Annotated in this window: 28 protein-coding genes, 2 tRNA genes and 1 pseudogene; 26 read left to right on the top strand and 5 right to left on the bottom strand. The window is 64.2% G+C overall.

What is annotated here, in order from left to right; genetic code table 11:
* The first annotated feature begins 6 nt into the window (after window positions 1–6).
* From gyrA to RN51_RS18680, 3 genes and pseudogenes are all read left to right on the top strand, one after another.
* Complete coding sequence (gene gyrA, locus RN51_RS08015; RefSeq protein WP_045263528.1) at window positions 7–2,562, top strand: DNA gyrase subunit A; 2,556 nt, start codon at window positions 7–9, stop codon at window positions 2,560–2,562.
* Window positions 2,559–2,963 carry a DUF3566 domain-containing protein gene (locus RN51_RS08020; RefSeq protein WP_017829919.1) on the top strand — a complete coding sequence of 135 codons (405 nt, stop codon included), beginning with the start codon at window positions 2,559–2,561 and terminating at the stop codon, window positions 2,961–2,963. The genes gyrA and RN51_RS08020 overlap by 4 nt, the downstream gene beginning before the upstream one ends.
* Before the next feature lie 172 nt (window positions 2,964–3,135).
* Window positions 3,136–3,249, top strand: a pseudogene (locus RN51_RS18680) (IS481 family transposase); the annotation flags it as partial.
* A 1,152-nt stretch (window positions 3,250–4,401) separates the two neighbouring features.
* Here RN51_RS18680 and RN51_RS08035 read toward each other — a convergent pair.
* The 3 genes from RN51_RS08035 to RN51_RS08045 all read right to left on the bottom strand — a co-directional run bounded on the left by RN51_RS08035 (window position 4,402) and on the right by RN51_RS08045 (window position 5,968).
* A complete protein-coding gene (locus RN51_RS08035; RefSeq protein ID WP_045263531.1) occupies window positions 4,402–4,737 on the bottom strand; it encodes a hypothetical protein in 336 nt (111 codons plus the stop codon).
* Window positions 4,738–4,884: 147 nt separating this feature from the next.
* Window positions 4,885–5,169, bottom strand: coding sequence for a hypothetical protein (locus RN51_RS08040; RefSeq protein ID WP_045263532.1), 285 nt, complete (start codon window positions 5,167–5,169; stop codon window positions 4,885–4,887).
* An 88-nt stretch (window positions 5,170–5,257) separates the two neighbouring features.
* Window positions 5,258–5,968 (bottom strand): VIT1/CCC1 transporter family protein, encoded by a 711-nt coding sequence (locus tag RN51_RS08045; protein WP_045263533.1) that lies wholly within the window; start codon window positions 5,966–5,968, stop codon window positions 5,258–5,260.
* A 127-nt stretch (window positions 5,969–6,095) separates the two neighbouring features.
* Between RN51_RS08045 and RN51_RS08050 the strand changes: the two genes are divergently transcribed.
* The 8 genes from RN51_RS08050 to RN51_RS08090 all read left to right on the top strand — a co-directional run bounded on the left by RN51_RS08050 (window position 6,096) and on the right by RN51_RS08090 (window position 13,094).
* Window positions 6,096–7,364, top strand: coding sequence for a sensor histidine kinase (locus RN51_RS08050; RefSeq protein ID WP_045263534.1), 1,269 nt, complete (start codon window positions 6,096–6,098; stop codon window positions 7,362–7,364).
* A complete protein-coding gene (locus tag RN51_RS08055) occupies window positions 7,352–8,041 on the top strand; it encodes a LuxR C-terminal-related transcriptional regulator (RefSeq protein ID WP_045263535.1) in 690 nt (229 codons plus the stop codon). Before RN51_RS08050 ends, RN51_RS08055 begins: the two co-directional genes overlap by 13 nt.
* Window positions 8,038–8,955 carry a hypothetical protein gene (locus RN51_RS08060; RefSeq protein ID WP_045263536.1) on the top strand — a complete coding sequence of 306 codons (918 nt, stop codon included), beginning with the start codon at window positions 8,038–8,040 and terminating at the stop codon, window positions 8,953–8,955. Before RN51_RS08055 ends, RN51_RS08060 begins: the two co-directional genes overlap by 4 nt.
* An 85-nt stretch (window positions 8,956–9,040) precedes the next feature.
* Window positions 9,041–9,114, top strand: a tRNA-Ile gene (locus tag RN51_RS08065).
* 25 nt (window positions 9,115–9,139) lie between these two features.
* Window positions 9,140–9,212: transfer RNA gene (locus tag RN51_RS08070), tRNA-Ala, on the top strand.
* 151 nt (window positions 9,213–9,363) lie between these two features.
* Window positions 9,364–11,202: a tyrosine-type recombinase/integrase gene (locus tag RN51_RS08075; protein WP_045263537.1), complete on the top strand. Its 1,839-nt coding sequence runs from the start codon at window positions 9,364–9,366 to the stop codon at window positions 11,200–11,202.
* Window positions 11,203–11,233: 31 nt separating this feature from the next.
* Entirely contained in the window at window positions 11,234–12,097 is an 864-nt protein-coding gene (locus RN51_RS08080; protein ID WP_045263538.1) for a hypothetical protein, read from the top strand.
* Window positions 12,098–12,521: 424 nt separating this feature from the next.
* A complete protein-coding gene (locus RN51_RS08090; RefSeq protein WP_156149133.1) occupies window positions 12,522–13,094 on the top strand; it encodes a GIY-YIG nuclease family protein in 573 nt (190 codons plus the stop codon).
* Window position 13,095: 1 nt separating this feature from the next.
* Here RN51_RS08090 and RN51_RS08095 read toward each other — a convergent pair whose 3' ends face one another.
* The gene (locus RN51_RS08095; protein ID WP_156149134.1) at window positions 13,096–13,755 is read right to left on the bottom strand and encodes a hypothetical protein; all 660 of its coding nucleotides are present in this window, start codon (window positions 13,753–13,755) and stop codon (window positions 13,096–13,098) included.
* A gap of 53 nt (window positions 13,756–13,808) precedes the next feature.
* Between RN51_RS08095 and RN51_RS08100 the strand changes: the two genes are divergently transcribed.
* The 3 genes from RN51_RS08100 to RN51_RS08110 all read left to right on the top strand — a co-directional run bounded on the left by RN51_RS08100 (window position 13,809) and on the right by RN51_RS08110 (window position 16,609).
* The gene (locus RN51_RS08100) at window positions 13,809–14,747 is read left to right on the top strand and encodes a hypothetical protein (RefSeq protein WP_045263541.1); all 939 of its coding nucleotides are present in this window, start codon (window positions 13,809–13,811) and stop codon (window positions 14,745–14,747) included.
* Window positions 14,748–14,944: 197 nt separating this feature from the next.
* A complete protein-coding gene (locus tag RN51_RS08105) occupies window positions 14,945–15,616 on the top strand; it encodes a hypothetical protein (RefSeq protein WP_045263542.1) in 672 nt (223 codons plus the stop codon).
* Window positions 15,617–16,093: 477 nt separating this feature from the next.
* A complete protein-coding gene (locus RN51_RS08110; RefSeq protein ID WP_045263543.1) occupies window positions 16,094–16,609 on the top strand; it encodes a hypothetical protein in 516 nt (171 codons plus the stop codon).
* A 7-nt stretch (window positions 16,610–16,616) separates the two neighbouring features.
* Here the strand turns inward: RN51_RS08110 and RN51_RS08115 are convergent, their stop codons facing one another.
* Entirely contained in the window at window positions 16,617–17,090 is a 474-nt protein-coding gene (locus RN51_RS08115; RefSeq protein WP_156149135.1) for a hypothetical protein, read from the bottom strand.
* Window positions 17,091–17,270: 180 nt separating this feature from the next.
* On the opposite strand from RN51_RS08115, the gene RN51_RS08120 reads away from it, so the two are divergent.
* The 12 genes from RN51_RS08120 (at window position 17,271) to RN51_RS08170 (ending at window position 26,995) form a co-directional block, all read left to right on the top strand.
* Window positions 17,271–17,636 (top strand): hypothetical protein, encoded by a 366-nt coding sequence (locus RN51_RS08120; protein ID WP_045263545.1) that lies wholly within the window; start codon window positions 17,271–17,273, stop codon window positions 17,634–17,636.
* Window positions 17,636–18,265 carry a recombinase family protein gene (locus RN51_RS08125; RefSeq protein WP_045263546.1) on the top strand — a complete coding sequence of 210 codons (630 nt, stop codon included), beginning with the start codon at window positions 17,636–17,638 and terminating at the stop codon, window positions 18,263–18,265. Before RN51_RS08120 ends, RN51_RS08125 begins: the two co-directional genes overlap by 1 nt.
* A 149-nt stretch (window positions 18,266–18,414) precedes the next feature.
* Window positions 18,415–18,714: a hypothetical protein gene (locus tag RN51_RS08130; RefSeq protein ID WP_045263547.1), complete on the top strand. Its 300-nt coding sequence runs from the start codon at window positions 18,415–18,417 to the stop codon at window positions 18,712–18,714.
* Window positions 18,707–19,687, top strand: coding sequence for a hypothetical protein (locus RN51_RS08135; protein ID WP_045263548.1), 981 nt, complete (start codon window positions 18,707–18,709; stop codon window positions 19,685–19,687). The genes RN51_RS08130 and RN51_RS08135 overlap by 8 nt, the downstream gene beginning before the upstream one ends.
* Before the next feature lie 89 nt (window positions 19,688–19,776).
* Window positions 19,777–20,508 carry a hypothetical protein gene (locus tag RN51_RS08140; RefSeq protein ID WP_045263549.1) on the top strand — a complete coding sequence of 244 codons (732 nt, stop codon included), beginning with the start codon at window positions 19,777–19,779 and terminating at the stop codon, window positions 20,506–20,508.
* Between the two features lie 8 nt (window positions 20,509–20,516).
* Window positions 20,517–20,768 carry a hypothetical protein gene (locus RN51_RS08145; protein WP_197073210.1) on the top strand — a complete coding sequence of 84 codons (252 nt, stop codon included), beginning with the start codon at window positions 20,517–20,519 and terminating at the stop codon, window positions 20,766–20,768.
* 79 nt (window positions 20,769–20,847) lie between these two features.
* On the top strand, window positions 20,848–23,271 hold the full coding sequence (locus RN51_RS08150) for a hypothetical protein (protein ID WP_045263551.1): 2,424 nt from the start codon (window positions 20,848–20,850) through the stop codon (window positions 23,269–23,271).
* Window positions 23,272–23,633: 362 nt separating this feature from the next.
* The gene (locus RN51_RS08155) at window positions 23,634–23,903 is read left to right on the top strand and encodes a glutaredoxin domain-containing protein (protein ID WP_045263552.1); all 270 of its coding nucleotides are present in this window, start codon (window positions 23,634–23,636) and stop codon (window positions 23,901–23,903) included.
* Window positions 23,900–24,166 carry a hypothetical protein gene (locus RN51_RS08160; protein WP_045263553.1) on the top strand — a complete coding sequence of 89 codons (267 nt, stop codon included), beginning with the start codon at window positions 23,900–23,902 and terminating at the stop codon, window positions 24,164–24,166. The genes RN51_RS08155 and RN51_RS08160 overlap by 4 nt, the downstream gene beginning before the upstream one ends.
* 653 nt (window positions 24,167–24,819) lie before the next feature.
* On the top strand, window positions 24,820–25,926 hold the full coding sequence (locus RN51_RS08165) for a hypothetical protein (RefSeq protein ID WP_045263554.1): 1,107 nt from the start codon (window positions 24,820–24,822) through the stop codon (window positions 25,924–25,926).
* A complete protein-coding gene (locus tag RN51_RS18400) occupies window positions 25,923–26,090 on the top strand; it encodes a hypothetical protein (protein ID WP_156149136.1) in 168 nt (55 codons plus the stop codon). Before RN51_RS08165 ends, RN51_RS18400 begins: the two co-directional genes overlap by 4 nt.
* Complete coding sequence (locus RN51_RS08170; protein ID WP_156149137.1) at window positions 26,087–26,995, top strand: hypothetical protein; 909 nt, start codon at window positions 26,087–26,089, stop codon at window positions 26,993–26,995. Before RN51_RS18400 ends, RN51_RS08170 begins: the two co-directional genes overlap by 4 nt.
* Window positions 26,996–26,997 lie beyond the last annotated feature (2 nt).

Below are 26,997 nucleotides of genomic sequence, written 5' to 3' on the forward strand. Positions count from 1 at the left end.
TGATTGATGACTGACGAAGAACGTACCGAGCCGGAACACGACCACGGCAAGATCGACCAGGTCGACCTGCAGTCGGAGATGCAGCGCAGCTACCTCGACTACGCCATGGCGGTCATCGTCGGCCGCGCGCTCCCCGACGTCCGCGACGGTCTCAAGCCCGTGCACCGCCGGGTGATCTACGGCATGTACGACGGCGGATTCCGCCCCGACAAGTCGTTCTCGAAGTGCGCCCGTGTGGTCGGCGAGGTCATGGGCCAGTACCACCCGCACGGTGACTCGGCCATCTACGACGCCCTCGTGCGGCTGGTGCAGCCGTGGTCGCTGCGGTACCCGCTGGCCCTCGGGCAGGGCAACTTCGGATCCCCCGGCAACATGGGTGCGGCTGCTCCGCGATACACCGAGACCAAGATGGCTCCGCTCGCGCTCGAGATGGTGCGCGACATCGAAGAAGAAACCGTCGACTTCACGGACAACTACGACGGTCAGACGCAGGAGCCGACGGTCCTGCCCGCCCGCTTCCCGAACCTGCTCGTCAACGGCTCGGTCGGCATCGCGGTCGGAATGGCCACCAACATCCCCCCGCACAATCTGCGGGAGGTGTCCGACGCCGCTCTGTGGGCCCTCGACAACCCCGGCGTCTCGCGTGAGGAGCTGCTCGAAGGCCTGATCCAGCGCATCCCCGGCCCGGACTTCCCGACCGGCGCGCAGATCCTGGGCAACAAGGGCATCCACGAGGCATACCGCACCGGCCGCGGCTCGATCACCATGCGCGCGGTCGTCAACGTGGAGGAGATCCAGGGTCGCACCTGCCTCGTCATCACCGAGCTGCCGTACCAGGTCAACCCCGACAACGTGGCGGTGAAGATCGGCGACCTGGCCCGCGACGGCAAGATCACCGGCATCGCCGACATCCGCGACGAGTCGTCTGACCGCACGGGTCAGCGCCTGGTCGTGGTGCTCAAGCGCGACGCGGTCGCCAAGGTCGTGTTGAACAACCTGTACAAGCACACTCAGCTGCAGGAGAACTTCGGCGCGAACATGCTCGCGATCGTCGACGGGGTGCCGCGCACGCTCGCGATCGACGGCTTCATCACGCACTGGATCTCCCACCAGATCGACGTGATCGTGCGACGCACGGAGTTCCGCCTGCGCGAGGCCGAGAAGCGCATGCACATCCTGCGCGGGTATCTGAAGGCGCTCGATGCCCTCGACGAGGTCATCGCGCTGATCCGTCGTTCGCAGACCACGGCCGATGCCAACGAGGGCCTGCAGAAGCTCCTCGACATCGACGAGATCCAGGCCGACGCGATCCTGCAGATGCAGCTGCGTCGACTGGCCGCCCTCGAGCGTCAGAAGATCATCGATCAGGCGAACGAGCTCGAGGCGCAGATCACCGACTACAAGGCGATCCTGGCCGATGAGGGTCGCCAGCGGACGATCATCCGCGAAGAGCTGACCGGCATCGTCGAGCGGTTCGGCGACGAGCGCCGCACCCACATCCTGCACGGCTTCGACGGCGACGTCTCGATGGAAGACCTCATCGCCGAAGAGGAGATGGTGGTCACCGTCACGCGCGAGGGCTACATCAAGCGCACGCGCAGCGACAACTACCGTTCGCAGCACCGCGGCGGCAAGGGCGTCAAGGGTGCCCAGCTGCGGGCGAACGACATCGTCGAGCACTTCTTCGTGACGACCACGCACCATTGGCTGCTGTTCTTCACGGACAAGGGCCGTGTCTATCGCGCGAAGACCTACGAGGTGCCGGAAGCGGGTCGCGACGCGAAGGGCATGCATGTCGCGAACCTGCTCGCCCTGCAGCCCGACGAGAACATCGCCCAGGTGCTCGACATCCGCGACTACCAGGTGGCGGACTACCTCGTCCTCGCCACGCGCGAGGGTCTGGTCAAGAAGACCCGCCTCGACAACTACGACACCAACCGCCAGGGCGGCGTCATCGCGATCCGTCTGAACGAGGACGACGAGCTCGTCAGCGCGCTGCTGGTGAACGCCGAGGACGACATCCTCCTCATCAGCCGTCGTGGCATGTCCGTGCGCTTCGAAGCGACCGACGAGGCCTTGCGTCCGATGGGTCGGGCGACGGCCGGTGTCCGCGGCATGAAGTTCAAGATCGACGAGGACTGTCTGCTCTCGGCATCCGTCGCCGCACCGGGGAAGTTCGTCTTCGTCGTCACCGACGGCGGCTACGCGAAGCGCACCGCCGTGGAGGAGTACCGGGTGCAGGGACGCGGCGGAACGGGCATCAAGGTCGCCAAACTCAACGACGACCGTGGCACTCTCGCGGGTGGTCTGATCGTGTCCGAGGACGACGAGGTCTTGGTGGTTCTGTCCAGCGGCAAGGTGGTACGCTCTGCCGTGGCCGAGGTCCCCGCCAAGGGTCGAGACACCATGGGAGTGGTGTTCGCCCGCACGACGGAGGCCGACCGCATCCTCGCCATCGCCCGTAACGGTGAGCGCGGCCTCGCCGAAGAAGAGGCCGATGCGGAGGACGCAGAGACCCAGGCCCCCGAGACGACCCAGACCCCTGAGGATACAGACGCATGAGCACAGTGGCCGACAAGCTGGCGAAGAAGTCGACCCGCAAGACCAGCGGCAAGCAGGTACGCCTCCGACTGGTGTACGTGGACTTCTGGTCGGCCGTGAAGCTCTCATTCCTCGGGGCTGTGGCCCTCGCGGTCGTCACGATGGTCTCGTTCTTCCTCATCTTCCTGGTGTTCCAGGCGACGGGGATCATGACGACGGCGGAGAGCTTCCTGCTCGGCATCACCGACAACACGTTCGTGCTGTCGGAGGTCGTGGGGCTGCCGCAGGTGATGGCCTTCGCCGCCGTGGTGGCGATCCTGAACCTGATCGTCTTCACGGTGCTCGGCGCCGTGGTCGCCGGAATCTACAACCTCGCGGTGAAGGTGACCGGCGGACTGCTCGTCGGTTTCATGTCGAACTGAGCCGCAGAGCGGATTCACGAAGGGCGGGTGCTGCGGCACCCGCCCTTCGTCGTTCCTCGGCGCGGGATCGCTCGTTGTTCTTCCCCGACAGGTTGAAGCTGCTGAGGTAGACGAAGACCTCCGGGGCGATGTGGCTACCACCACCCTCACATCGGAGTCCACGGAGGTCTTTGTGACTCACATGAACGCGCCTTTGACGCCGGAAGGGCGTCGCCGGCTGGCTTCTCCGACCGCCGACGACGGTGGTCGGGTACGTCGGTCGGCCGACGGACGGTTCCAAAGTTCCGCCAGCGACCGCGCCCAGTGCATCAGGCTGACTTCGATCGATGGACGGAGCAGCCAAGAGATCTCAGTCTGTTGGCAGGGCTTTGTCTGTCGACCGAACGTCCTACAGACACGGAGCTTGCGGGTCGGCGATGCTGTAGCTTCCAGCTACTCAGGGAGATAGCTCATGACGAAGAAGTTCTTGACAGCATCGTCACGCGGGGCAAAAGCGCTGATAGCCGAGGACGGTCACCAGGTCGAAAGTGCTACATTTCATTTATGATGGTGTGGATCGTGTACTTGGAGGAAACCCCTGGTTTCATCGGCGTTTTTGACGTCGAAAGCGACGCGTACGAATTCCAGGAAGAGTATGCGGCTGATAGCGGACTCTCCGTTCTGCTTACCCCCGTCTCTGTGCCTTATCGGGTCGCAGGAACAGATGGGGCTCTTTATTCGCAGTAGACGCTACAAATCTCCTATCGCGCGTCAAGCGGCTCGAGTGTCCAGCAGAAGTTCTAGTTGACTAGAAATAGGTACTCAAAGATGAGACACCGTCACCACCGCAGGTTCGGTATTATGATCGCTGGATCATCGGCGCTCCTGAATCGACGCCGGGTGCGACCACGAGAGCGACGGTAGTAGGAAACTGCAATTTTGCGGTGGGACAAATGTGGAAGAGATCATCCGGAAACGGGCTCCCCTCCGGTTCAGTGGGCGCGAAGCCAGCAATCTCTAGTTGTTGGGGAGCCGTCACCAAGACGTACATCAGGTCCATCGTTTTCATGCATAACGGGTGGCTCTGGGTTCCCGTTACTAAAGCCTTCGAGAGTTTTGGCACGTGGAACATGGTGCAAAAAAGTGTCCAGTACGCATGCAATGGGACCGGGCAGCACACGTTCCGCGTTGTCTCGTATTTCAAAGCCTCTGGGGCCAAGGATGTCATCGCTGCGGAAGCTGAGCTCAGCTCCGGTGATTACAAGCTCCAGTGCGGCTAAAGAACTGTCTGATCTCATGACGCGGTGAGCAATCACTGCACAGAACCGCGAGCTGGCCCTTCACCCTCGAACCCGTCACCGTCATCTCGGACTACGAACGACGACTGCTCTCGAAAAAGACGCTCGTTCACGCACTCGAGTCCGCATCAGCGGAAGTCGAGCGAGGCAAGAATCGGTGACTACCCGACGTTCAGCGCGCCGTTCATCACGAGATTCGTAACGAGTAGGGCGTTCAGCGTGATCGTGATGCCGGCCGCCGGGAGGAGCCAGGCCAAACGGAGTCGAGATCTTGTGAAGAAGTATGCGCCTGTGGTGACGATGAAGATGACCAAGGCGGACATCCAGAATCCGCGGGTGACGGTTTCCAACATCGGGTAATCGCATTGCTTGGAGCAGGCGGCGACCTCAAGTATCCGGGCCAGAACGACCAACGCAGACACGGTCGCGACGAAGAGACTCACCCACACCAGGTTGCCACCGAGCTGCGATCGTGCGCTGCGCTGGTCGTTCATCATGCTCCTAGGGCCTAGATTGGGTCCGTCAACTCGTGGGTGATCCAGCCGGCGACCGAGGTCCGTGTATTGCGCGTACGAGTTGTGGACAGCATCAGCCATGACGGGCTGATGCGCATTGCGCGGGGTATTCGCCCAGTCCGCTGGTGCTCAGGCATGCCGCGGCTGACGCGCTCCGCGAATGCCCCAGAAGATCGCGGCAACCGCGATGATGATGGCGACTACGCCAAGCGCGTTGATCAGAGAAGGGCCTTCGGTCCCCATTTGAGGGAGCGCCCAGTTCTCTACTTCAGGCCGATTGGCGAAGGCTCGCCTGTTCGCTTCCGTGAGTACCTGCACGGACAGGAAGTAGGTGGCAAGTGCGACCGCGACCGCGACCGCAGCCGCGGTCGCCCAGAAGATCCCAGTCGCAAGACGAGTCTTTACCTTGGCCACGAACCTAATCTAAGACACGGCGTCGCCCGCTGGCTTCTCTGATCGTCGACGACGGCTGGTCGGGTCCGCACCTCACACGGAACAACAGTCAGACGACGCCCGTGGTGCCGAGAAGGGTGCCGATGAGCCAGGTCGCGGCCAGAGCGAGCCCGCCGCCGACGACCAGTCGGATCGATGCGCGCACCGGCGCCGAACCTCCGATCCTCGCGGACAGCGTGCCCGTCACTGCCAGAGCCAGGAGGACGGCCACGAAGGTGACGGGGACCCGCCACTCCGGGGGCGGGAGCAGGATGGCCAGCAATGGCAGCAGTGCTCCGAGAGTGAAGGCCACCGCGGAGGAGAGCGCCGCGTGCCAGGGATTCACCAGGTCGTCCTGGTCGATGCCGAGCTCGACCTCCAAGTGCGCAGCCAGGGCGTCATGCGCGGTGAGCTCCTCGGCCACCTGGCGCGCTGTCTCCGGCGAGAGCCCGCGGTCGCGATAGAGCTGGGTGAGTTCGTCGAGCTCCACGGCCGACATCGTGCGGAGTTCTTCGCGCTCCTTCGCGATCAATGCCCTCTCGCTGTCACGCTGACTGCTCACCGACACATACTCCCCGAGTGCCATCGAGATCGCTCCACCCACGAGGCCGGCGATTCCTGCGGTGAGAAGTGCGGCGTTGTCGGTCGTGGCGCCGGCCACCCCGACGACGAGTGAGGCGACCGAGACGATGCCGTCGTTCGCTCCGAGCACTCCTGCGCGCAGCCAGTTCAGCCGCTGACCGAGACCGGTGCCGTGCGGTTCCCCTTCATGCGTACTCATGCCCTCAGTGAAGCAGACCCTTCGTGGTCTGGTCGTGACGACCACCGGGACTCTTACGGAAAACCCGAATCGGAGTGTCCGGTTGGCTCGCTGTCGTGGTCTCCCCCACCGCCCGTACCTTGGAACCATGACCACTCAGACTGCGACCCCGGCTCCCGCGACAGCGGTGAAGCCGCCGTTGCGCATCTTCCTCACGATCCTGCATCTGGCAGGAGTCGGCGTCCTCGGCGGTGCCATCTTCGGCACGCTCGGAGGCCTGCTCGGCACCGGACTCGGACTCCTCTTCGTCGCCGGTATCGGTCTGGTCCTGCTCGTCGGATTGGTCTACGCCCTCTACGGCCTCGGCTGGTTCGAGATCGCTCGCGTGAGTTCGCTGTATCGGACACCGGTCGGCCCCCTGCGCCTGCAGCCACGCGACCGTCCCGGCTTCGTCGGATGGCTGCGGGCCCTCGGTCGTCAGGCCATCGACGGACGCATGTGGCGTGCCGTCGCCAACTTCGCCATCTCCGCGGTGCTCGGGTGGGTCGTGCTCCGGCTGTTCTGGGGCCTGATCTGGTCGATCGTCATCTCGTTCGCACCGCTCACCGGAGTCGACTCCGTGATGGGGCCGTTCGGCGGCGGGGGTATTCCGGCCGAGTGGGCCCCGCTCGTCGGAATCCTGGGCATCGCAGCCTGCGTCGTCGGGATCATCGGCCTCGCGCTGCTGCATCGCACCCTGTCGCTCGCGATCGTGATCCGCAGCAGAGAGACCGAGCTCACCGAGCGTGTCCGCACCTCGACGGCCCAGCGCGAGGGGGCCGTGCGCGCCGCCGATGTCGAGCGCACTCGCATCGAGCGTGATCTGCACGACGGCGTCCAGCCCCGTCTCGTCTCGGTGGGCATGACCCTCGGGCTCGCCCAGCAGAAGATCGACACCGATCCCGGTGCCGCGAAGGAGCTGATCAACGAGGCCCACACCTCGACCAAGGCGGCCATCACCGAGCTGCGTCAGCTCGCACGCGGCATCCATGCCTCCGTGCTGGACGACCGCGGCCTGGACGCCGCCCTGTCGGCACTCGCGGGACGCTCCCACATCCCCGTGCACCTCGACGTGCGCATGGACGGTCGGTGCAGTCGCGAGGCCGAGGCCGCCGTGTACTTCTCGATCGCAGAGTCCCTGACCAACGCGGCGAAGCACTCCCGAGCCAGTGAAGCCCGTGTGGTCGTGCGACTGCGCGACGGCAACACGCTCTGGGCGCGGGTCGAGGACAACGGCATCGGAGGCGCGCAGGTGCAGCCGGGCGGTGGACTCGACGGGATCGCGAACCGCATCCTCGCCGCCGGCGGTACCTTCCGCCTCGACAGTCCGCAGGGCGGCCCGACCAGCCTGGAGGTGAGTGTCCCGTGCGCATCCTGATCTGCGAGGACTCGGTCCTGCTGCGCGAAGGCCTGGTCCGTCTGCTCGAAGACGCCGGTCACCAGGTGGTCGCCGCTCTTCCCGACACCGAGGGTCTCGACCAGGCCGTCGTCACGGAGGCACCCGATCTGTGCATCCTGGATGTGCGTCTCCCGCCGACCTTCACAGACGAGGGGATCCGGGCCGCACTCGGTCTGCGCTCGACCCACCCGTCGCTCGCGATCCTGGTGCTCTCCCAGTACGTCGAGGAGCGTTACGCCTCCGATCTGATCGCGGCGCAGGGTGGCCCTCTCGGCTACCTGTTGAAGGATCGGGTCGCCGACGTCTCGGAGTTCCTCGCCTCCGTGCGGCGGATCTCCGAAGGAGCCACGGTGCTCGACCCCGAGGTCGTCGCGCAGCTTCTGACACGACGAAACCGCGATGATCGGATGCTGCGGCTCACCGAGCGTGAGCGCACCGTGCTCGCCCTGATCGCCGAGGGCAAGTCGAATCAGGCGATCGCCGGACTGCTGTTCCTCTCCGAAGCCAGCGTCGAGAAGCACATCACCTCCATCTTCCAGAAACTGGGCTTCGAACAGGACGAGTCGGGCAACCGCCGTGTGCTCGCCGCTCTCGCCCACATCGAGAACTCCGGTGGCAGTACGCCGCCGACCGGCCAGACAGGAGTGGCACGATGACCACCGACAACAACGGGGACCAGGGCGGACACACGCCACTCACCCCGCCGCCCGCCTCCGTCGCGCAGCCGGATGCCCCGCACGCGGCACCGACCCCGCCTCCCGCCGGGCGCTCCTCCGGTGCGACCGCGGTCATGATCGTGACGGCGGTGGTCGGAGGCCTCGCACTTCTCGGCGCCGGAGGAACAGCGGCTGCGGCCGCCGCCGGCACCATCGTCACCTCGAACCGTGCTGACTCCGTGCAGAGCGTGGATGTGGCGGGACTGGAGAGCATCGATCTCTCCGCCGACGCCAGCAGCATGCGGGTCGAGTTCGGCGACGTCGACGAGGCCACACTCGCCATCACGAACGGTCGCGGAACCCCGTGGCGATTCGAACGTGATGGTGACGAACTGGTCGTGCGGAGCCCGCAGGGAGTCTTCGGATGGTGGATCGGCGGCTGGTTCGGCGAGGAGGAGATCGCGGTGCTCACGCTCCCGGAGAGTCTTCGCGACGCGGGTCTCGATGCCGACCTGAACCTCAATGCGGGCAGTCTCGATGTGGCCGGAGACTTCGGGATCCTCGATGTCAGCGTGAATGCGGGTGCGCTCGACATCGAGGGAGCCGCGAAAGAGCTCGACGTGCAGATGAACGCCGGCCGTGCCGACATCCTGCTCGACGGTGTCACCCAGGCCGACCTCGGCGTCTCCGCGGGTGATCTCACCGTCGAGCTGACGGGCACACCTCCGACGCAGACGGCCCTGGATGTCAGTGCAGGGACCCTCGATCTGACTGTTCCCGATGTCGCCTACGCGATCTCGCAGGACATCAGCGCGGGCACGCTCAACGCCGAGGTGGATGAGTCGTCGAGCTCGCGGAGGACGATCGACGTCTCGCTCTCGGCCGGCACCGCGACCATCCGACCGGGCCGTTGAACACGATCGAGGGGGAAGACACTCCCGGGTGCTCCCCCTCGATTCGGATTTTCCGTGTTTCTCCGGTAAAGTCTTGGAGGTTGACGGGGCTATAGCTCAGGCGGTTAGAGCGCTTCACTGATAATGAAGAGGTCCCAGGTTCAAGTCCTGGTAGCCCCACTCCTTAACTCAAGAAATCCCTTACGGGGCCTTAGCTCAGTTGGTAGAGCGCCTGCTTTGCAAGCAGGATGTCAGGAGTTCGAATCTCCTAGGCTCCACGATGCAGTTTTCAACTGCTGACTAGAACCCCCGGAATCCTTGGATTACCGGGGGTTTTCTGCATCCATCTGACAGTTCTTAACAGGATTGTTAACACTGTGGATAGGTGTGACCATAGGTGTGACCGCCTAGACCGCTCAGAATCACGGTGTGACCGATTTTCACATTGGGCCGCTGGTTCACACCTATGCTGGCAACATGACCTCGACGCCGCAGCCTGATGAGGCGGTTGACCGGGTGCACAAGCCCTACGCGGACTATGCCGAACGCGGCGACGGCGGCCTCAGCCAGACGCTCGTGAAAGGCAAGACGGTGTGGCGGGCGAAGCGGTACGTCGGGCTGGTGCAGACCATCGACGCTGAAGGCAACCCGACCCGGCGGCCCAAGTACATCAGCGGCCAGGGTGAGACGGTCACCGCAGCCAAGAAGAACCTCCGCAAGAACATGGACCGGTTCTACGAGCTTGCGGCAGAAGAGCGGCTACTCCCCCGCGAGCTGCGCGAGCTGACGCTCAACGCCTACTACCGCGAGAACTGGCTTCCCGCTGCGATGAGCAGTGAGAGGTACAAGACCGCCGACGGGCTGGACTCCACGCGGCGGCGGATGGAGATGCATGCGCTCCCCGCGCTCGGCTCCAAGGCACTGCGCGAAATCACTCCCGTCGAAATCAAGACGCTTGTCGAGGTCACACTCCCCCGCAAAGGTCTGGGCGCGCACATGATTGCGGGCGTCCGCAAGACTCTGAGCGCGGTGCTGGAGGACGCGCTGACTGAGGGCAAGCTCGTCGCACACCCGATGGCGCGCATCAAGTGGCGCGGGGCGAAGCCGCAACAGCGCAAGGTGGAAGCACCTGTAGGGCTGGTCAGTGCGTTCCGCGCCGAGGTAGCGGGGACGCAGGAGGAAGCCCGCTGGATGGTCTCCTTCGAGCTTGGCCTTCGACCCGGCGAGGCGCTAGGTCTCTGCTGGAGCGCCATCACAGGAGTGCTCGACGACGAGCGGCCGTTCCTCCGGGTGAAGCGCCAGCTCAAATGGAAGCCTGCCACGCACGCCCCGGCGTGCCAGCGCCTAGCGGACGGGAAGCGCTGGACCTGCGGCAAGTCCTCGGCGAAGTGCACGCTCTGGCCCGAAGGCGCTGATGCTGAAGCCGGTAAGGGGCGCATCTACTTGGAAGAAACAACGAAGAGCAGCCGCGTGCGCGTCATCCCGCTCGCCGAACCGCTCATCACTCTGCTCCGTGAGCAACGCGCGCGACAGGACGAGTGGCGTGATGCGAACCCGCAGGCGTGGGCGCGCCACGCAACCGAGCGCCCTGACCTTGCGGACCTCGTCTTCACGATGCCGAACGGTGCTCCCCGGCGGCAGCAGACCGACTCCAAGGCGCTGGCGGACATCCTCACGAAGCTACGTGAAAAGGGCATCAACGCTGAGTTCTCACCACACGGTGCAAGGCACATCGCCATCACTCGCATGGCGCTGGCTGGGATGAACGAAGCGCTCGTCCGCCGCATCGTCGGGCACATGGACCAGGCCACGACCGAGTTGTATCTGCATCTGAAGGCCGAGGACAGTCGTGACGCGCTGACAGCGCTCGGTGAGGAGAGCGTGAAGGCCTACCGCGCCATGGAGTCTGAGCGCGCCGACGATGCACGGGAGGCGAAGCGTCAGGAGGCGGAAGACGCCAAGAAAGCCGCGCAGAGCGCATACGCCGCCTGGAAGGCAGACCGGACGGGGGAGGACGGCATCATTCGCTTCGACCCCCGCACCGACCCCCACCCGCCGTTGCCACTCTGGGAGACGCGGTGGATGCCCGATGAGGTCGCGGCAGCACTCAGCCAGTCTGGCGTGAAGCCGGAGGCGTTGCGACTGTTCACCGGCGACCTGACCATGGCGGAAATCACGCGGTTCGCGCCCTTCGGTGCAATAGACCCCGCAGAGGTGCGTCAGGTAACTGGCCTTCCCGACGACTTTGCCAGGGCGACGTTCGGCTGACCGCGTCTTGCGGAACCGATAGTGTCAGGGCGTGACCGACACGCGCCCCGCCACCGGAGATATCGACCTCCGGCTCGTCCGTATCTTCATGAACGTCCGCGCTCGTCGGAGCAAGATGTTCCGAGTCATCGAGGCCATCCTCTACGGGTTCGGTGGCCTTGCGTTCATCACAGGCGTAGTCGTCGCGATGTTTGGCGGTGACAGCCTGTGGAACGGCGTCGGCCTCGCTGGACTGGGCGTCACCATCGTCGGTGCGGGTATCGCGCTCTCAATCTTCCGGGTCCAGGCCGACCAGTCCGTACAGGACAGTCAGCGGGCAGACCTGATGCTGAACCAGATTTCCGCGCATGCGAAGGATGCTGCCGACCACTCGAAGAAGGCGCACAACATCGTGGAGCAGCTACAGCGGTCACGACGCTTGGCTGACCAGGAGACCGAGCAGGCAACGAAGGACATGATTCTCCAGAAGCTCGAAGAGCTTCGTCCTGAAGTACAGCCTGAGACCGACGTGAACGACACCTCGGATGAGTCATCGCCATCAGAGTCGGCGACTGACGCTGGCGACATCGTGAAGGTCGAAGGTGACGGCGAGTACCGGTACCCGTCAGCCGTACCCCTGTACGTCATCGCCGACCTCGTGAACTGGTTCCCAAAGCCTGCGCCCACGAGGTGGACAGTCGCCAACCTCCTGGGCGCTTACAGGAAGTACAACTCGAAGGGGAAGCTCACCGGAGTGCCGTGGATTCTCACGTTCCGGCGAACCAACGGCGACCAGGTCGATTACCGCATCAGCTACGCAGGTCGCGGTGACGGGCCGAGCATCTCGGTGTACTCCTCGGAGAGAAACCGTTGGCAGGACTTCCAGCCACCGACACAGGCAGAGCAGCAGGGCTAGCTCACGCTCGCTGTTCCACAGCTCGGGCAAACCCACGCCTCGGCGGTCTGATGCAGCTCCAGCGGTACCAGACACTCCCCGCAACGGGGCGTAGCCTCCTCCAGGCCATCCCGGCCCTCGAACCAAGCCATTAGCTCGGCGCGTGTGACGGTCGCCGACTCATCCGCTGGGCGGAGTTGCGACGTGAGCATCCGTAGTCCTGTGGCGATGCGCTCAGCGCCAGCTCGATGCTCTGGCGCGACGAGCGCATCATGCGGCGGAGGAGCAGTCACCGACCCATCCGCTGCGATGGTGACGGCCTCGAACTCGATACCACTGACCAGAGCCGCCGTGATGGCGGCCGCTGCCTCACCGAAGTCCATGCGTGAGACTCTACGCAACGCTAGTGGAGTGCGTGCGCTGTCCCCTCGATATCGTGGGCATCATGCCCGACCACTCGCTCACCGCTGAGCGCATTCTCAACCCGCTCACGCTGCACTCGGCTGCCGACGTTAGTGGCGCGCCCGCTAGCCCCGGTATCTACGGCTGGTGGATGCGAAAGGGTGCGCTGGACGTTCCCGAAGCGCCGTACCAGGAACAGGACGGACATCAGCTCCTATACGTGGGTATCTCGCCCCGGAAGCCAAGCGCCGCGGGGCGTGTGTCCAACGGGAACCTGCGCAAGCGGTTGGTCACGCACGCCACCAAGAACGCCTCACAGTCCACGCTCCGGCGCACCCTCGGCGTTCTCCTCACTGACGAACTCGGCCTCACCCTTGGCGTGCACGGGGGACGCGAACACTACGGTGCCCAGGGTGAAGCCCTCATCAGCCGCTGGCTCATCGAGAACGCCCGCGTTGCATGGGCGGTAGACCCCGAACCGTGGAAGTCAGAGGATGAGTTGCTCGCGGACGCGACCCTCGCCCTCAACCTTGACGGCAGAACGGATGCGTTCGCCCGTTCCGTCTCGGACCGGAGGAGGGTGGCGCTGGCCGCAGCTCGTGCCGCCGCGCTCTGAATCAGACCGCGTTCCAGGCGGTGAACAGAATCGGCTCGACCGCCTTCTGTGACAGGCCCGCATCCTTCAGCAGCTCAGCGACCAGCGTTCCCACCAGGAACGTCACCATGTGATGCGTGTCGAGGTCACCATGCTGAGTCGGTGGCTGGTCCCGACCAACCCGGTCATCGTCCGTCTTCGGCGCGTAGGCGACTGCCAGGTGGCCCGTCGCGTGCGTGTACTGAGTCTCCTCACGCCAAGCCGTGAAGAGACCCAGCGTGATGGGGGTGGCCTTCGCTGCCTTCGTCAGCACCTGAACCTGCTCATTGAGCATCTTGTCCGCCGTCATCTCAGCGACGACCTCATCCATCGCGCTCAGGTCGAACTCGTACTCATAGCCCATCTCCTTCGCGGTCTTGAAGAAGTTCTTGGTCAGACGTTTCTCGTTCGCAACCATCGCTTCGAGCACAGGACCGCGTTTCTCCACATCCAAGGTGCGAAGCCACAACAGCCGGAACGCAATCTCGACGAAGGCACGACGGTTCGGCGCAGCCGCGTGCGCCAGCCCCTGTGTGGTCAGCGTGGCAATCACCTTCGATTGCTCGTAGGCCGCGCGCATCCAGCCGATGATGAACTGCGAGTCGTACGCCGCCGGGATGTACGACAGGTCCAAGGCGAGCATCCGGTCAGCCGTCGCGATGATGCGCGCTGCTTGCTCCTGCAACGGCGTCAGCCGTGCTGCTCGCCGTTCTGCCTTGGCTCGTCGTCCACTCATACTTCAACGCTACCCGTGGGGATTTCGCTCGATACGCTCGGGAGGTGACCAACCAGTACCTTCCCGCCGGATATCGGCCCAAACATGTGAACGATATCGAAGCGGCTGGGCAGACCGACTCCATCCGTGAGCTACTGGAGAAGGCGCGAGCGCTCACCGTCCTTGCTCACTACGCGCGAGACCCGCACGAGGGTTGCTTGGTGGCGAAGGCGAACAAGAAACTGCGGGCGGGCAAAGAGGATGGGGCTGGACTGTTTAGCGCGTTCCTCACCGGTCGGCTCGACCACGCCTCCGCGCACGCGCACACGCTGTGCATCATCGCGTCGCATCCCGGCGGACCGCCATACACGTCGATGGCACCTCATCAGCGCGCCATCATGGAGAACGCGCTGAGCGTGTGCTGGGTACTCGACAGCAAGGTGGACGACGCGGAGCGGTTCATACGTCTCGCGCAGCTCCTCATCGACGACCTGGACAGCATCAAGGGCGACCCGCAGCTCCCCGCCGACTTTGACCTCGATGACGTGAAGAAGAAGCTGGTCCAGAGGTACGTGGCTCGGAGTACGGTCGGCATCCGCAACGACAAGGCGAGAGCAGTAGCCCGTGAGCGCGCGAAGAAGCCGCTGCCGGGCCGTGCCGACCGTGCGCGCTCACTATTCGACGAGGACGTTGTCGCAGCCTGGTACCGCCTCTCGTCGGACAGTCACTACTCGCAGGCCTGGGACCAGATTCTCCTCTATCGGGGAAGCGGCGTCCGCGTTGCCGGTGCCGACATCAACGTGGACGTGCCAGGGGTGAATCCGCGTCAGGATGCCATCCGGAACTACGCCGCGACACTCACAGCGCTTGACCTCCTGCTCTCAGAAACCAAGCGTGTCCTGGAGTTTTCAAAGCACTGACAAATATCTTTGAGTTTCGGCTTGACTTTGTACCGCCGAACCGGTACTGTGTCAAATAACAACTCAACAGCACTCTCTGGTGGAAAGCACCTCTGCATGAGGTGTCGGGCAATCAGCCTGACAACCGCCAAGTCGCCACCCAACACCGGGTCTCATGAGGCACCAGCCTGCGACCTCTATCAGAGAGGAGTAGCCACATGGCTACGAACAGCAACACCCGCAACAACAGCACTGCCGTTACTCAGGACGCCCGCGAATGGTTCATCCAGAACCTCGTGTCGGACTGGGAGAACGAAGTAGTCGAGGCAGTCGATGAATGCATCGAGAGTCTCTTCAACGTTCGTGTGCCATTCCGCCGCCGGGGTTTCGTCCAGCTGGTTCGTGAGTTCTTCGCAATCAACCAGCAGAACCGGCAGATGGGACACCTGGCGCTGCCGGTCCGCGCCGCCCTCATGGCCGAGGGAATGTCGGAGGGCGAGGCAGAGCGCGAGATTGAGAGCAAGCTGGTCCCTGCCGCTGCACGACGGATTGACGATGTCAGCATTATCACGTCCGTATGCGATGAGTACGGCGACGATGTGCTCCGTAGTAAGCCGCGTTGGGAGAAGGCTCGCGCCCGCCGTCGCCTCGTGGCTCAGGGCAACAACCCCGACGAGGTCGATGCGGTCTTGAGTAGCTCGCACCCCATTGCCCGCCTCGTCGTCACTCCTGAAGAGATGGATGCCATCGCGCAGCGTCTGCCGAGCGCGTCCAGCGTCCGCGACCGACTGGTCGCTGAGGGCTACGACAGCGACTTCATCGACGAATCGTTCGCTCGAATCGCTGATGCATACGCAGCGGGGCAACGAGGGGGACTCGTCCGCGTCTAGCGCGACGCGTGTCGCTCGTCCGGCTGATTCAGCACTGGGCGAGCGACACAGACCTCCCACTCCTAGTGAAAGCACCTCTGCATGAGGTGTCGGGCAACCAGCCCGACAACCGCCAGCCGCCACCCGACCTGGGTCTCATGAGGCAACAGCCTGCGGCGCTACTAGTGAAGATAGGAACTCCTCATGGACCGCATGTATAAGAGCGCCGATGGTAAGCACGCACTGTTCCCCTAAGGGAATCAGCGGCCGGCCACCCTGGAAGACCTGAGGGTATTTGATGAGCGCAGTGCATCAGAAGCCACCACCGAACAGAGTGAGCTTCGCGTCTTCCACGAGTCGCGTGGATTCTTCGATATCGCGCGGCCCGAAAATGACGGTCTCGACGCGAGAGGGTTCGACCGACACAACCTGCATCACGCGACGGGAGAGCACTGGGACGAATCGTTCCATGACTACCTCGGGCGGGAGGTCTGCCCTATGTATGAGATTGAACATCTGCTGGCAGACGCCTGGTACGAATACAACAGCCTCCTGGACGACGCCTTCGCCATCCCGGTGAGCTTCGTGAAGGACGGACAACTGCGCGTTACCGAATGGGTGCCGACGTTCATGGGCATGCTCCGGTACCAGGGAACCACCGCCAGACAGCTGGACGGCCGCGAGTTGTTCATGGTTGAGGTGGTCGATGCTGATTCAGCGGACCTGCCCATTGTCCGCGCCAAAGCGCGCGCGGCGCAGCAGTACTCGAACGTTGTCGGCGGTGCGTTGCTCGCTGTATTGGTCCGGAAGGACGGCGCTTTTTTCGTGGTGAACCCGGAGGGTCAGCACACCCCGCTCAAGTCTCATGTGTTCAACCCGCATCGACGGATGACCGCAGCCGTAACGCAGCGCAAGCGTCTTGCACTCGAACTGGCCGGACAAGGGGCCGACTACGCCGCAATGTTTCGGCGTCTGGGGTTGACGGACCACGAGGTGGCAACGTGGCTATCTTGAATGGCGCTCAGGACGGCACAGCGTTCTGAACGTCCCGCGCAACGTGCCACAACAGCCGCACCGCCAACTGCGTGGTGCGGCTGTTGTCGTCGAGTTCTTCAGCCAGCGCGTAAGCATCGTCGGGGTGGGACCACGGCCGGTCGGCGTAGCGTTCAAGTTGCTTTCGCGCGTATGCCATCGACTCGTTGGTCGTCTCTGACCAGTTGTGTCGAGGCCTTGCCTCCGTCCACCACCACGCCAGGACATCGCCAAACGTCGAAGCGTCTTCGGGCTGCGTGAGCGGCACTGCCGCCGAGCGCTTCATCAGTTCGGCCGTCAGTACTTCCTCGGCGTGCTCAGGCGACTCTCCGAAGCGACGGACCTGCACCACCTTCTTGCGAACAGGGTCATGCAGTCGTGCCTGCGCAGCCCAACGTCCATCTGGGGCCTGGTGGGTGGAAATAGCTCCCCACTCGCCCTCATCCAGCGCAGTCCGTGCCATGAAGCAAGACTATCGGCTGATTGACTATGTACCGCTTTGCGTGTAAAACGGTACATAGTCAACTCAGCCACAGACGGACGGTTTAGCCAGCTCTTTGTGGCGGCGGTAAACGTCAGACGCAGCGGCGGCACGGAACCGGCTCGACGAAATCCAGCCAGGAACGAAGGAAAGAGGCAGGGGATGCAGAGCACCAGAATGCTCATCGACTCGACCACCGTCGCCGTCGCGGCGCGAGGTCACCTGACGCTGCCCGCAGCGCTGCCGATGCTCGCCGAGACCGTGGAGGAGGACGGCGTCCACTACGCGCCCGCCGCGCTTGACCAGCTCCGCCGCCTCCGGGAGACCAAGGACGTGGTCATCTACCTGCCCGCCGGACAGGCCCACGCAGCCGAGTGGTTCCGGGAGCAGGGCTTCGCCATCGGCCGCACTCCGCTCGACTCACTGGTGAAGGATGCCGACGTGGTCGTCCTCCCCGAGTACCGCGACGGCGGTCATCCGGCTGCGCTGCGGGTTCCTGTTCTGCGACTCGGGGAGGAGAGCCTCTGATGCGCATGGCCTACCTCCGCGTATCCACAGCCGACCAGTCCATCGCCTCGCAGAGGCTCGCCATCGAGAAGGCGCTCGGTGAGAAGCCGGAGCGGGAGTTCGTCGATGAGGGCGTGTCTGGCCGAGTCATGCAGCGCGAAGGACTCGATGCCTGCCTCAACGCACTCCGCGCCGGAGATGAGTTGGTGGTCTACTCCCTGTCGCGCCTCGGCCGGTCCAGCGCAGAGGTCATCCGCCTCGTGCAAGACCTCACCCGCCCCGTCGAGCAGGGCGGACGCGGCGTCATCCTCCGCTCGGTCACCGAAGCGCTCGACTCGTCCACGCCCACCGGCCGCGCCTTCATCGGCATCCTCGCCGTTGTCTTCGAGATGGAAGCCGAGCTGACGCGCGAACGCACCCTCGCTGGCCTTGCGGCCGCTCGGCGTGCTGGCCGCGTCGGTGGACGCAAGCCATCTCTCACCCCGCGCCAGAAGAAGCAAGCACTCAGTCTGTACGAGCAGGCGGGGGAGCGGCCCATCGACATCGCCGAGACCCTCAACGTGTCCGAGCGCACCGTGTGGCGCGCCATCCGTGATGCCAGGGCGACCCGCGAGAAGGTCCACGGCAAGAAGGAGGCGATGCCGGTCTGACTGGTCTGGTCATCATCGAGAGCACCGTCATCGCCCTCGCGGCTCGGCCCCTCGCAGAGTGGCAGCCGCGCCAGCTCCACCGCATTGCCGCGCTCACCGCGCACGGCCAGCTCGGGGAACAGGGCGGCGTCATCTTCAACACCGAGGCGATGGCCGAGGTGGAAGCGCTCCAAGAGGCCGGATACCGTGTCGGCGTCTGGCGACCTGAGGGGGAACGCTCCGAGGACATCACCTTTTGGCGCACCAAGGAACTGGTGGTCTTCCGAGGCTCGCTGCGTGGCACCGTGGAGCAGCAGCATCACCGAGCCGCGTTCGTGCTCACCCCGAACAACAAGCACCGTGCTCTGCCCACCTACAGGAAGAAGATGACTACCGGGGGAGTCCTGAGCCTGCCACCGCGTGCCGTGAACGCCGTCGCCGCCATGCTGAGAGGGGACTTCTATGCCTGACGGCCTCATCATCATCGTGGATGAGATGACCCAGATGGACTGGGAGACATCGGCAACCCACGCGAGTGCCGTTGTCCTCCTTCCCGCCGTCAAGGTGGACGCCAAGGTCGCCGCTGTTGTAGCGGAAGGCATCGAAGCCTTTGGTACCGACGGGCAGTGCAGCGTCGGCGAGAGCTTCACGCCGCAGACGCTCGCTGAAGCCGCGCTATGGCTGCGCGAGCGGGGCGCGGAGCGCATCGAGCTGCGCGCCGACCCTCGCCACTGGGACTTGGCGCGCATCGGCATCGGCCTCAGCCGCGAAGCGGGCATCTTGCTCCACGACCTCGGGGGAGTCCCCTGGGATACCGAAGCGCGCGAACGCCGACCGCTCACCACCAGTACGTTGTTGATGGTTGCGGCCGACGCCATCTTCACGCCCGTCTGCGAGCTTGGGTTCTTCGAAGAGCTAGTCCTCGAAGAAGCAGGCGGTTGGGAACAGCGCGCCATCGAGCAGTGTCGAGCGGTGAACGGCTGGGAGCGGCGACTCGTAATGCTGCACTCTGCGTTGCGACCGGCCATGACCGTCATCCTCGCTGAACCCGGCGTCCGCCCCATGCACCGCGCTGCGACGCGGATGCTGAACGCCGTACCTGACCGAGGCTTGCGCGCACGCCACACGCTGGGCGAAGCGTGGACGAGCGATGCAATCATCAACGACGCGGCGCGCGTCGTCGAGACAGCGAAGGCGCGCGGTGGACGCGGGCCTGAGCGCATCATCATCGTTGTCCGCGAGGACGCCGAGTTCGTGGAGGATGCGCTGAGCCGCGCAGCCTGGATGCTCGACGAGGCGCGGGTCGAAATCATCGCCGTGGACCCACAGCTCGGGCTGCTCGAACGACACGTCACGATGTTCTGGAGCGAGAAAGACGCCGCAGCACACGCCGCAAACCTGCAAGCCATCCTTGCTGAGCGGGAGAACACCGAACCCTTCTGACGGCCGAACACTGATGTCCCCAGGTGACCGCCTGGGGGCATTTTCGTGTGCGCGTATGAGTTGCGTCCTGGGCCGCCGCAGTAGAGGGCATGACAACATTCACTCCCCTCTCCGAAATCACCGACCGCGAACTCATGGAGCGTCTCGACGCAGACCCTGGCAAGAACAGGCTCATCCGTGAAGTGGAGCGCCGCATCGCCCCGATTCTGGAGACAGCCACGCGCTTCCTCCCCGATGCTGAAGTGGGTTACTACGAGGCGCGCAACATCATCGTTAGCCCTGCCGGTGTTGCCTACTTCCTCGAGAAGTGGCGCACCGGCCTTGCGCAGTACTCGTACGGCGTCGCCCGCAGTGACGAGGTCCGCACCGCTGGTCTCGCCGGAAAAAAGCGCATGCGCAACGACCCGATGTATGGCACGCGTGCCAGTTCCATTGAGGCCCTCAGCGCAGACGGGTGGGAGTTCGCCGCGCCGACCCCTGATACCCGCACCTTGGAGGAAGTCGAAGCTGACGAACGCGCCCGCATCCGTGACCTCCGCGAAGCCTTCACGCAGGTTGCCTCAGGCGTCCTCACCGAGCGACAGGTGCAGGTCATCCTCGCATACGCGAACCTCCACAAGGACAACGCGCTGCCGGAGATGAACACGCAAGAACAGGTCGCCAAGACGTTGCGCATCTCTCAGCAGGCAGTTTCCCGCCACATTGCGGCAGCGCGCGAGAACGCGAAACTGTACCCGGTTCTGACTATCGCCATCCGTGAACTCTGCGGGGACGATGAGGGCGCAGCGAAGACCGTCGAGAAGCTGCTGGTCGAAGCATGAACCGCCGGATGGAAGCGGAAGAAATCGCCGCCATCATCAGCAGCCTCGGCCACCTTGAACTCAACGACAAGGGCCTGACCCTGGTTACCGGTGAGGGGCCACCGATGCGGCTGGACGGGCCGGTCATCAGGCGACTGGTGGCAGAGGCGGTCTGGCGGCCCATGCCGACACCGGTCGTCGGGCATGCCCTCGAAATGCTCCTCGAAGATGCGCTCGATGTACGCAACCCACCGCCTCCTGAACACGTCGATGCCGACTGAGAAATCCCCCGAGTGTGCTCGGGGGATTTCCTTTTTGCAGAGCGTATGAGTTCGGCTCCGAGCCGCCGCAGTACAGGGCATGACCGACTACACCAACGAATACTCCGACGACCCGATGGCCAGCATGTTCCGCCCGCAGCAGGTGAAGATGCTCGCCGAAGGTGGTATCTCCCCGACCGCCGCGTACGAGCGAGGGGTGCTCTCTCTCCGCGTCGCCAAAGAGCAACTGAAGGCCAACTGGCCAGAACTCGCATGGGCCGCCACGGACGAAGGAGACTCCGGCCTCATCTTCGAGCACACCATCCTCAACGGTGCACGGCCTGCGCCCACGCGTCTGCCGCAGTACCGCCCGGACGCTGACTCCCCGACGATGCTCGACAACCCGAAGGCACCGAAGTACGTGTTCCCGAAAGGTTCCGGTACCAACCTCTCCATCGGCCTGAACGCCCAAAAGCGTCTCGCTGACGGGACCGCCCGCCGCATCGCCCTCGTCGAAGGCACCAAGCAGAGCATCGCGGCTGACATCTGGGCACCCGAAGACGTGGCCGTTATCGGCATGTTCGGCATCATGGGGTGGAAGGTCGATGACCGCCTCAACGCCGCCCTGGTCGAGTTCTGTGGTGCAGACCACCGCGCGCTTCCCATCACCGTCATCCCCGACGCCGATGTCCACACCAACGAGCAGGTACTCAAAGCCGCCACGTGGCTGTGGGAAGAGCTGAAGGGCATCCGCGCGACAGCGACCCTCGGCCGCATCCCCGCCGTCGCCGGAGCCAAGACAGGCCTTGATGATTACCTCGGCAGCATTCCAGCGGCCGAGCGTACCGCCGCTCTGGCGAACCTCATCCGCACCGCCACGCCCACACTCGACAAGGCTGTGGAGGCGGATGAGGACGACGCAGACGACTCGTTCCTCCCCGACGTGCGCCCGACCATCCTGCTGAAGAAGGTCTCCCTCAACGAAGCCATTGCCTTCGGCGTCCAGGCAGCAGCCTCCGCGACCCGTGGCGGCGAGCCGTTTGTGTTCCGCAAGGTGGCGTCCGACGGGAAGGCAACCGCGCTGGTCACCGTCGCCCCGGACGGCACCTCGTCCCTGTGGACTGAGGCGAATGCGCACAAGTTGTGGTTCACCATCCTCCAGCCCGCTGAGCGCGAGTTCCACAACGCGGTCACCGGCCAGAAGGAGTACGACTACTCCACCAGCTTCCCCCGCGATGTCGCCGCAGCCCTGTTCAACGCCGCTCTCTACGCGGACAGCATTCCCGCTGTGCGCATCATGGCCACCGAGCCGGTCATCCTGCCGAACGGCAACATCGTGTCCAAGCCGGGCTACAACGGTACGAACCGCGTGCTTGTCACCATCCCGCGTGGGCAGCGCGCCGCCTGGCGTCGCTACTCGGTCACGGAGACGCCAACGGTCGCCGATGCACAGGCCGCGCTGGACTACCTCAACACCGAGTTGCTCTCCGACGTGCCATTCGCAGAGGACGCTGACCGCGCCATCGTGCTCACCTACTTCGTGACCGCTGCCACACGTCACCTGTGCGGGACCGCGCCGGGCTTCGCGTTCGATGCGCCTGAGCGCGGTTCTGGGAAGTCGCTGGTTGCCACCGTTGGCCGCATCATCGGCCAGGGCAACGGCGGGTACCAGTCCGTTGGCCACCGACGTGGTCAGGACGCGGAGACCTGGAAGCAGCTCGGAACCCTTGCCATCGCGGCTGGCCGCCACGCCCACATCGACGAACTGCCGCGTGAGGAGAAGCTCACCTCGACGGCGCTGTCCGAACTGCTCACCGCCCCGGTTGTGAAGACCCGCCTGCTTGGCCAGAACGCGGAAATCGCGGTCGAAGGGCTGATGCTCACCATCTGTGGCAACAACGTCCAGGTCGGCCTCGACTTCGTCCGCCGCATCCTGAAGGCGCGCCTTCACTACACCGGCTCCGGTACCGCAGCGCGTCGCACGGGCTTCCGCCACGACAACCTGCTCCGCTGGGTCGCCGACAACCGCCCCGAGCTGCTGGCGGCCGTCCACACCATCGTCCGGTACGGCATCCAGAACAACGCGCGTCCGAACGGCCGTCTCGGCTCCTACGAGGACTGGAGCAGCATCGTCCTGGGTAGCCTGACGGCCGTGACCATCGGTGACGCTGCGGTGTCTGACCTGGTGCTGGACGCTCAGCAGGAGGCTGCTGACACCGAGGACGAGCTGGCCGACGACTGGGCCGAGCTGCACCGGTTCATCCACACCGAGATGCCTGAGGGATGGCACAAGACCGTGGACATCGTCCGCGCCTACCGGGAGACGAACGACGCGGCGAAGCCGAACTTGCCAGTGAGCCTGAACGAGTTCTTCGGGAACGAGTCGAACGTCGCACGTGGGTGGTCCAAGGTCATGGCGACGGTCAAGGACACACCGATGGTGGACGGCACAGACCGCTTCGCTCTTCGTCGGAAGAAAATCGGCAACGGGGTCTACTTCCGAGTCGAGAACCTCGCCAACTAACGAATACCACCCAAAACGCCCTCCAGGTACCCGAAATACCGGGTCTGGAGGGTGTTTTAGTTACATGACTTACATGACTTACATGGAATCCAGCCGCCGGAGCTACAGGATTTCCGGGCCGCCACGAGTTAGAAACCATGTAAGTCATGTAAGTCATGTAACTATTTTGGGTTCACAGCCAATCCTCAGGTTCAGAGGTTGTTAAATCGCGGAAAAGTGCCCTCTTCATATACAGAGGGGGCAAGAAACGGCGCTAAGTAGTTAGCCTCGGCCATCGCCTCATCACCCTAATCCAGCAGCCCCGCGCAAAGTATTCGGTCTCATAACCGCGCGGGGCTGCTCCTATTCTCTGGAGGCTGCCGATGCCCACCATTACCGTTTACTCGAAGCCTGGCTGCGTCCAGTGCACCGCTACCGAGCGATGGCTTGGTTCGACGCCGCACGAGGTCGCAGATGTCACTGCCGACTCCTCGGCCGCTGCTGAGGTTGCCGCGCTCGGGTACCGCTCGGCACCGGTCGTTGTCGTCCGTAAGAACGGCGAGGTCGTCGAGCACTGGTCTGGCTTCAACCCTGACGCCATCGACCGATGGTCTCGCGCCCTCACAGGCGTCCTGGTCCCGGTGGCAGCATGAGGGCCGCCCGCGTCTACCGCGCCGCTTGCGACCGCGAGTACGCGGCGGTGCTCGAAGCCCTCGCAGCGGCTTCTGGACGTTCCGCAGAGGATGCTCAGGGGTGCGGCTGCACGGTGACGCTCACCTTCAACGCTGACGGCCGCGCGGTCGAAGTGCTGCTCACACAGCGCCAGTTCATCACGGTCAGCGCTACCGACTTCGCGAGCCGGCTCGGAGCGGAAATCATCTCCGCTGACGCCACTCATATCCACCTGCGGCGCTGATTCTCACCGGTTCGACCGGTCGCCCGCCCTCAGACGGCTGCCGGTTCATGACCGGCGCAGGCACGAGCCTCACAGCTCATCCCGCCGGACTGGCCGGTGGGCGTCATGACCTAAGGAGAAAACGCATGACAGCAACAACATCGGCTATGAGTTATGACTAGGTCATAACGGTCTACGAGAAGTCAGTCATGATGAAGAACAAAGAGGTTCTCACCGTGACCCTATGAATGACGTGATGTACCTCTGAATACTGACCATGATGTGACCGTTCTGAACCCATCACGAACAGCCTGATGTAACCATCCGAACACGTCTCTCTGACCCTGTTCGCAGCTCCTGCTTTCACCGCTTACCAGCACCCGGTTCACTGCCCTTCTTGGCGGCCTGCGCAACGCACTCTGAACGCCGTTCTACACGTCGCCTTGTTGCATCATCAAGCACCCGTCGCGGTCACCGTTTCGCGTCCCATTCCTGACGTTATGTGACCGCTTGTCGCACCGCATTTGTGACGCCTCTCAGCGTTCTTCGTTCTGCGTCAGCCGCTCACCCGTCTTGCGGCTGCCGCGAGGTTCCTTCGCGAACCCATCAGTTTCTTCCCCCTACTGCATGTCCTCTACGGCCTGCGGCCTAGAGGACAACAGTGGAGGCAAAAAATGCACACTAAGACCAGCTACGCCAAGACGCTGGAGCGTAATGCTGACAAGTCGCCTGAGGCTCAGATTCTGGCGCTGCTCTGCACACCCAAGAATGACGCTCACAAGGTCCGCTCCTGGCTTCTCGCAAACGGCTCCTTCGACCACCGTCAGATTGCTCACGATGACACCAAGTGGCTGCACCTTGTGCAGGCAGCCCGTAAGCATCGCGCTACCTCTCAGAAGACCATCCGTCAGAACACCAACCGCCGCATGGTTTCTCACGTCCTTCGCTCGTATCCCGACATCAAGCCTCTTCGTGCTCGCAAGGCTCGTCTCATCGCCGCTGTCGCTGGCTCTGAGATGCTTGCGGCGGCGGAGGCTTGGGATACCTGGCTGGTGAACCAGCACGACCTTGCGGTCAAGCTCGGTGTCTCCCGTCCGACGGTTCGGAAGATGCTCCAGGCGGCTGTTGATTTGGGCGTGCTTGCACCACGTGCTCGCGCCAAGAACGGGCAGCTCCGGTTCTTCCTGCGTGAGTGGCCGACGGCCCACACGCCGACGGAGGTGGAGTGCCTTGCTTCCGCTTCCATCGACCGTGGCGCACCGAACGAGGTCGCGCAGTGGATTCTCAGCGCCGCACATCCCGCATGGGCGTGGAGCGCGAAGCCGGATGAACCCGGCCAGCCGTACCTGACGCACACCGTGTGGGAACGCCGTGTTCTGAACGCTGCGGGCATCCGACGGATGCGGGGCAAGCGCTGGGCGGCCGAGGTTGCTCTGGCTCCGTTCCCCGGTGACTTGGACCTCTGCCTGGACGCGGTCGCCGAGTTCTCTGATGCGTGGGAGCGCCGGGAGGAGGAGGCGGCCGCACGCAAGGAGGCTGTGGCCACCCACCGCGCGCTGAACGATGAGGCGATGGCTGACCTGCGGTCCCGCAACTGGCCACCGGCCAAGGGTCAGCTCAGCCCCTGGATTCGTGAGGTTCGCATCTCGCTGGCTTCACGCCCGGTCGCACCGGAACTGACTACGGCGTTCGACAGCGTCCTGAAGAGGGCGCTGAAGAACCGCTACTCCGACAAGGCGAAGGGCATCTTTGCCGCTATCCGAGAGGACGTTTTCGCATGAACGCACTCATGGCCCTGCTCTTCGTTGCAGTGCTCACCATCGCCGCTGCCAGCGCACTGCTCGCAGCGGCTCCGCAGGCGCTCCTGGACTGGTTCGAGGACCGCCGCCTCGTTCGTGAAGAAGTTCGCGAACGCCTGAACAGCAACCCTGAAGGAGGTGCATGATGGTTCGTTTCGTGTTCTCACTGCTGGCCGTCGGGTTCTTCCGGGGTTGGTTCGGCGCTGCACTGTTCGGTGTCCTGCTGGACTTCGCCCCTCGGCGTGAACCTGACTCGACTCTGTCCGATTCGGTGAACGCTAAGCGCGCGAAGACCATCGCGGCTTCCGGCTGGCGGTGGCTGTCCACGCTGTTCTGGCTGGGCGTCATCGGCCTGGCCACCGTCATTTCTGGCGGTTGGCTTGCGCCGCTCATCCCGGTCGGCTGGCTGCTGCTGGTGAACCGCATCGTCTGGCCGCGCGGGTCGGCTTCGCCTCGGAAGATGTTCTCCCGCGAGGTGGACGGCGAGGTGGCCCCGGCAGGTCGCAGCGGCTTCCTCACCGTGGGTCTAAGCGTGCTGCCGCCGCTGACCCTGATGGTGCAGCGGCTGCTTCCGCCGCCGTTCCCGTGGCTGGCTTGGCTGCCGCTCATCTTCGCTTCGGTCGCGGTGCTCACTGCAACGCTCGGCGCGATTTTGACGGCGCTGCGCCTCAACAAGGACAGCGCTGCTCGGCCGGTCAACGACGATGACCTGAAGTTCATCGCTGGTATCACGAAGATGACCGAGGCACAGTTCGCGAAGGGCGGCGTCCAGGTTGCTCGCGAAGGTGAGCAGCTTCAGGCCGCGTTCCCGGTCGGGATGGACAGCCTGCTGGAGGACGAGGCGGCCATCGAGAAGCGCCTTGCTGACCGTCACGCTCCGTGGGAGGTCGCGATGGTCAACCTGGAGAAGCGCTGGCTCATCTTGGAGCCTGCCTCCGAGGAGACGCTCGCACGCCGTGCAGCTCAGGACGCTTCTGGCGGCCTGTTCGGCCAGACGGTGCAGCACCACACCGACGACGAGGTCATCGACCTCGGCATCTGGAACAACTGACC

The organism is Microbacterium oxydans, assembly GCF_000956405.1.
Taxonomy (GTDB): Bacteria; Actinomycetota; Actinomycetes; order Actinomycetales; family Microbacteriaceae; genus Microbacterium; species Microbacterium oxydans_C.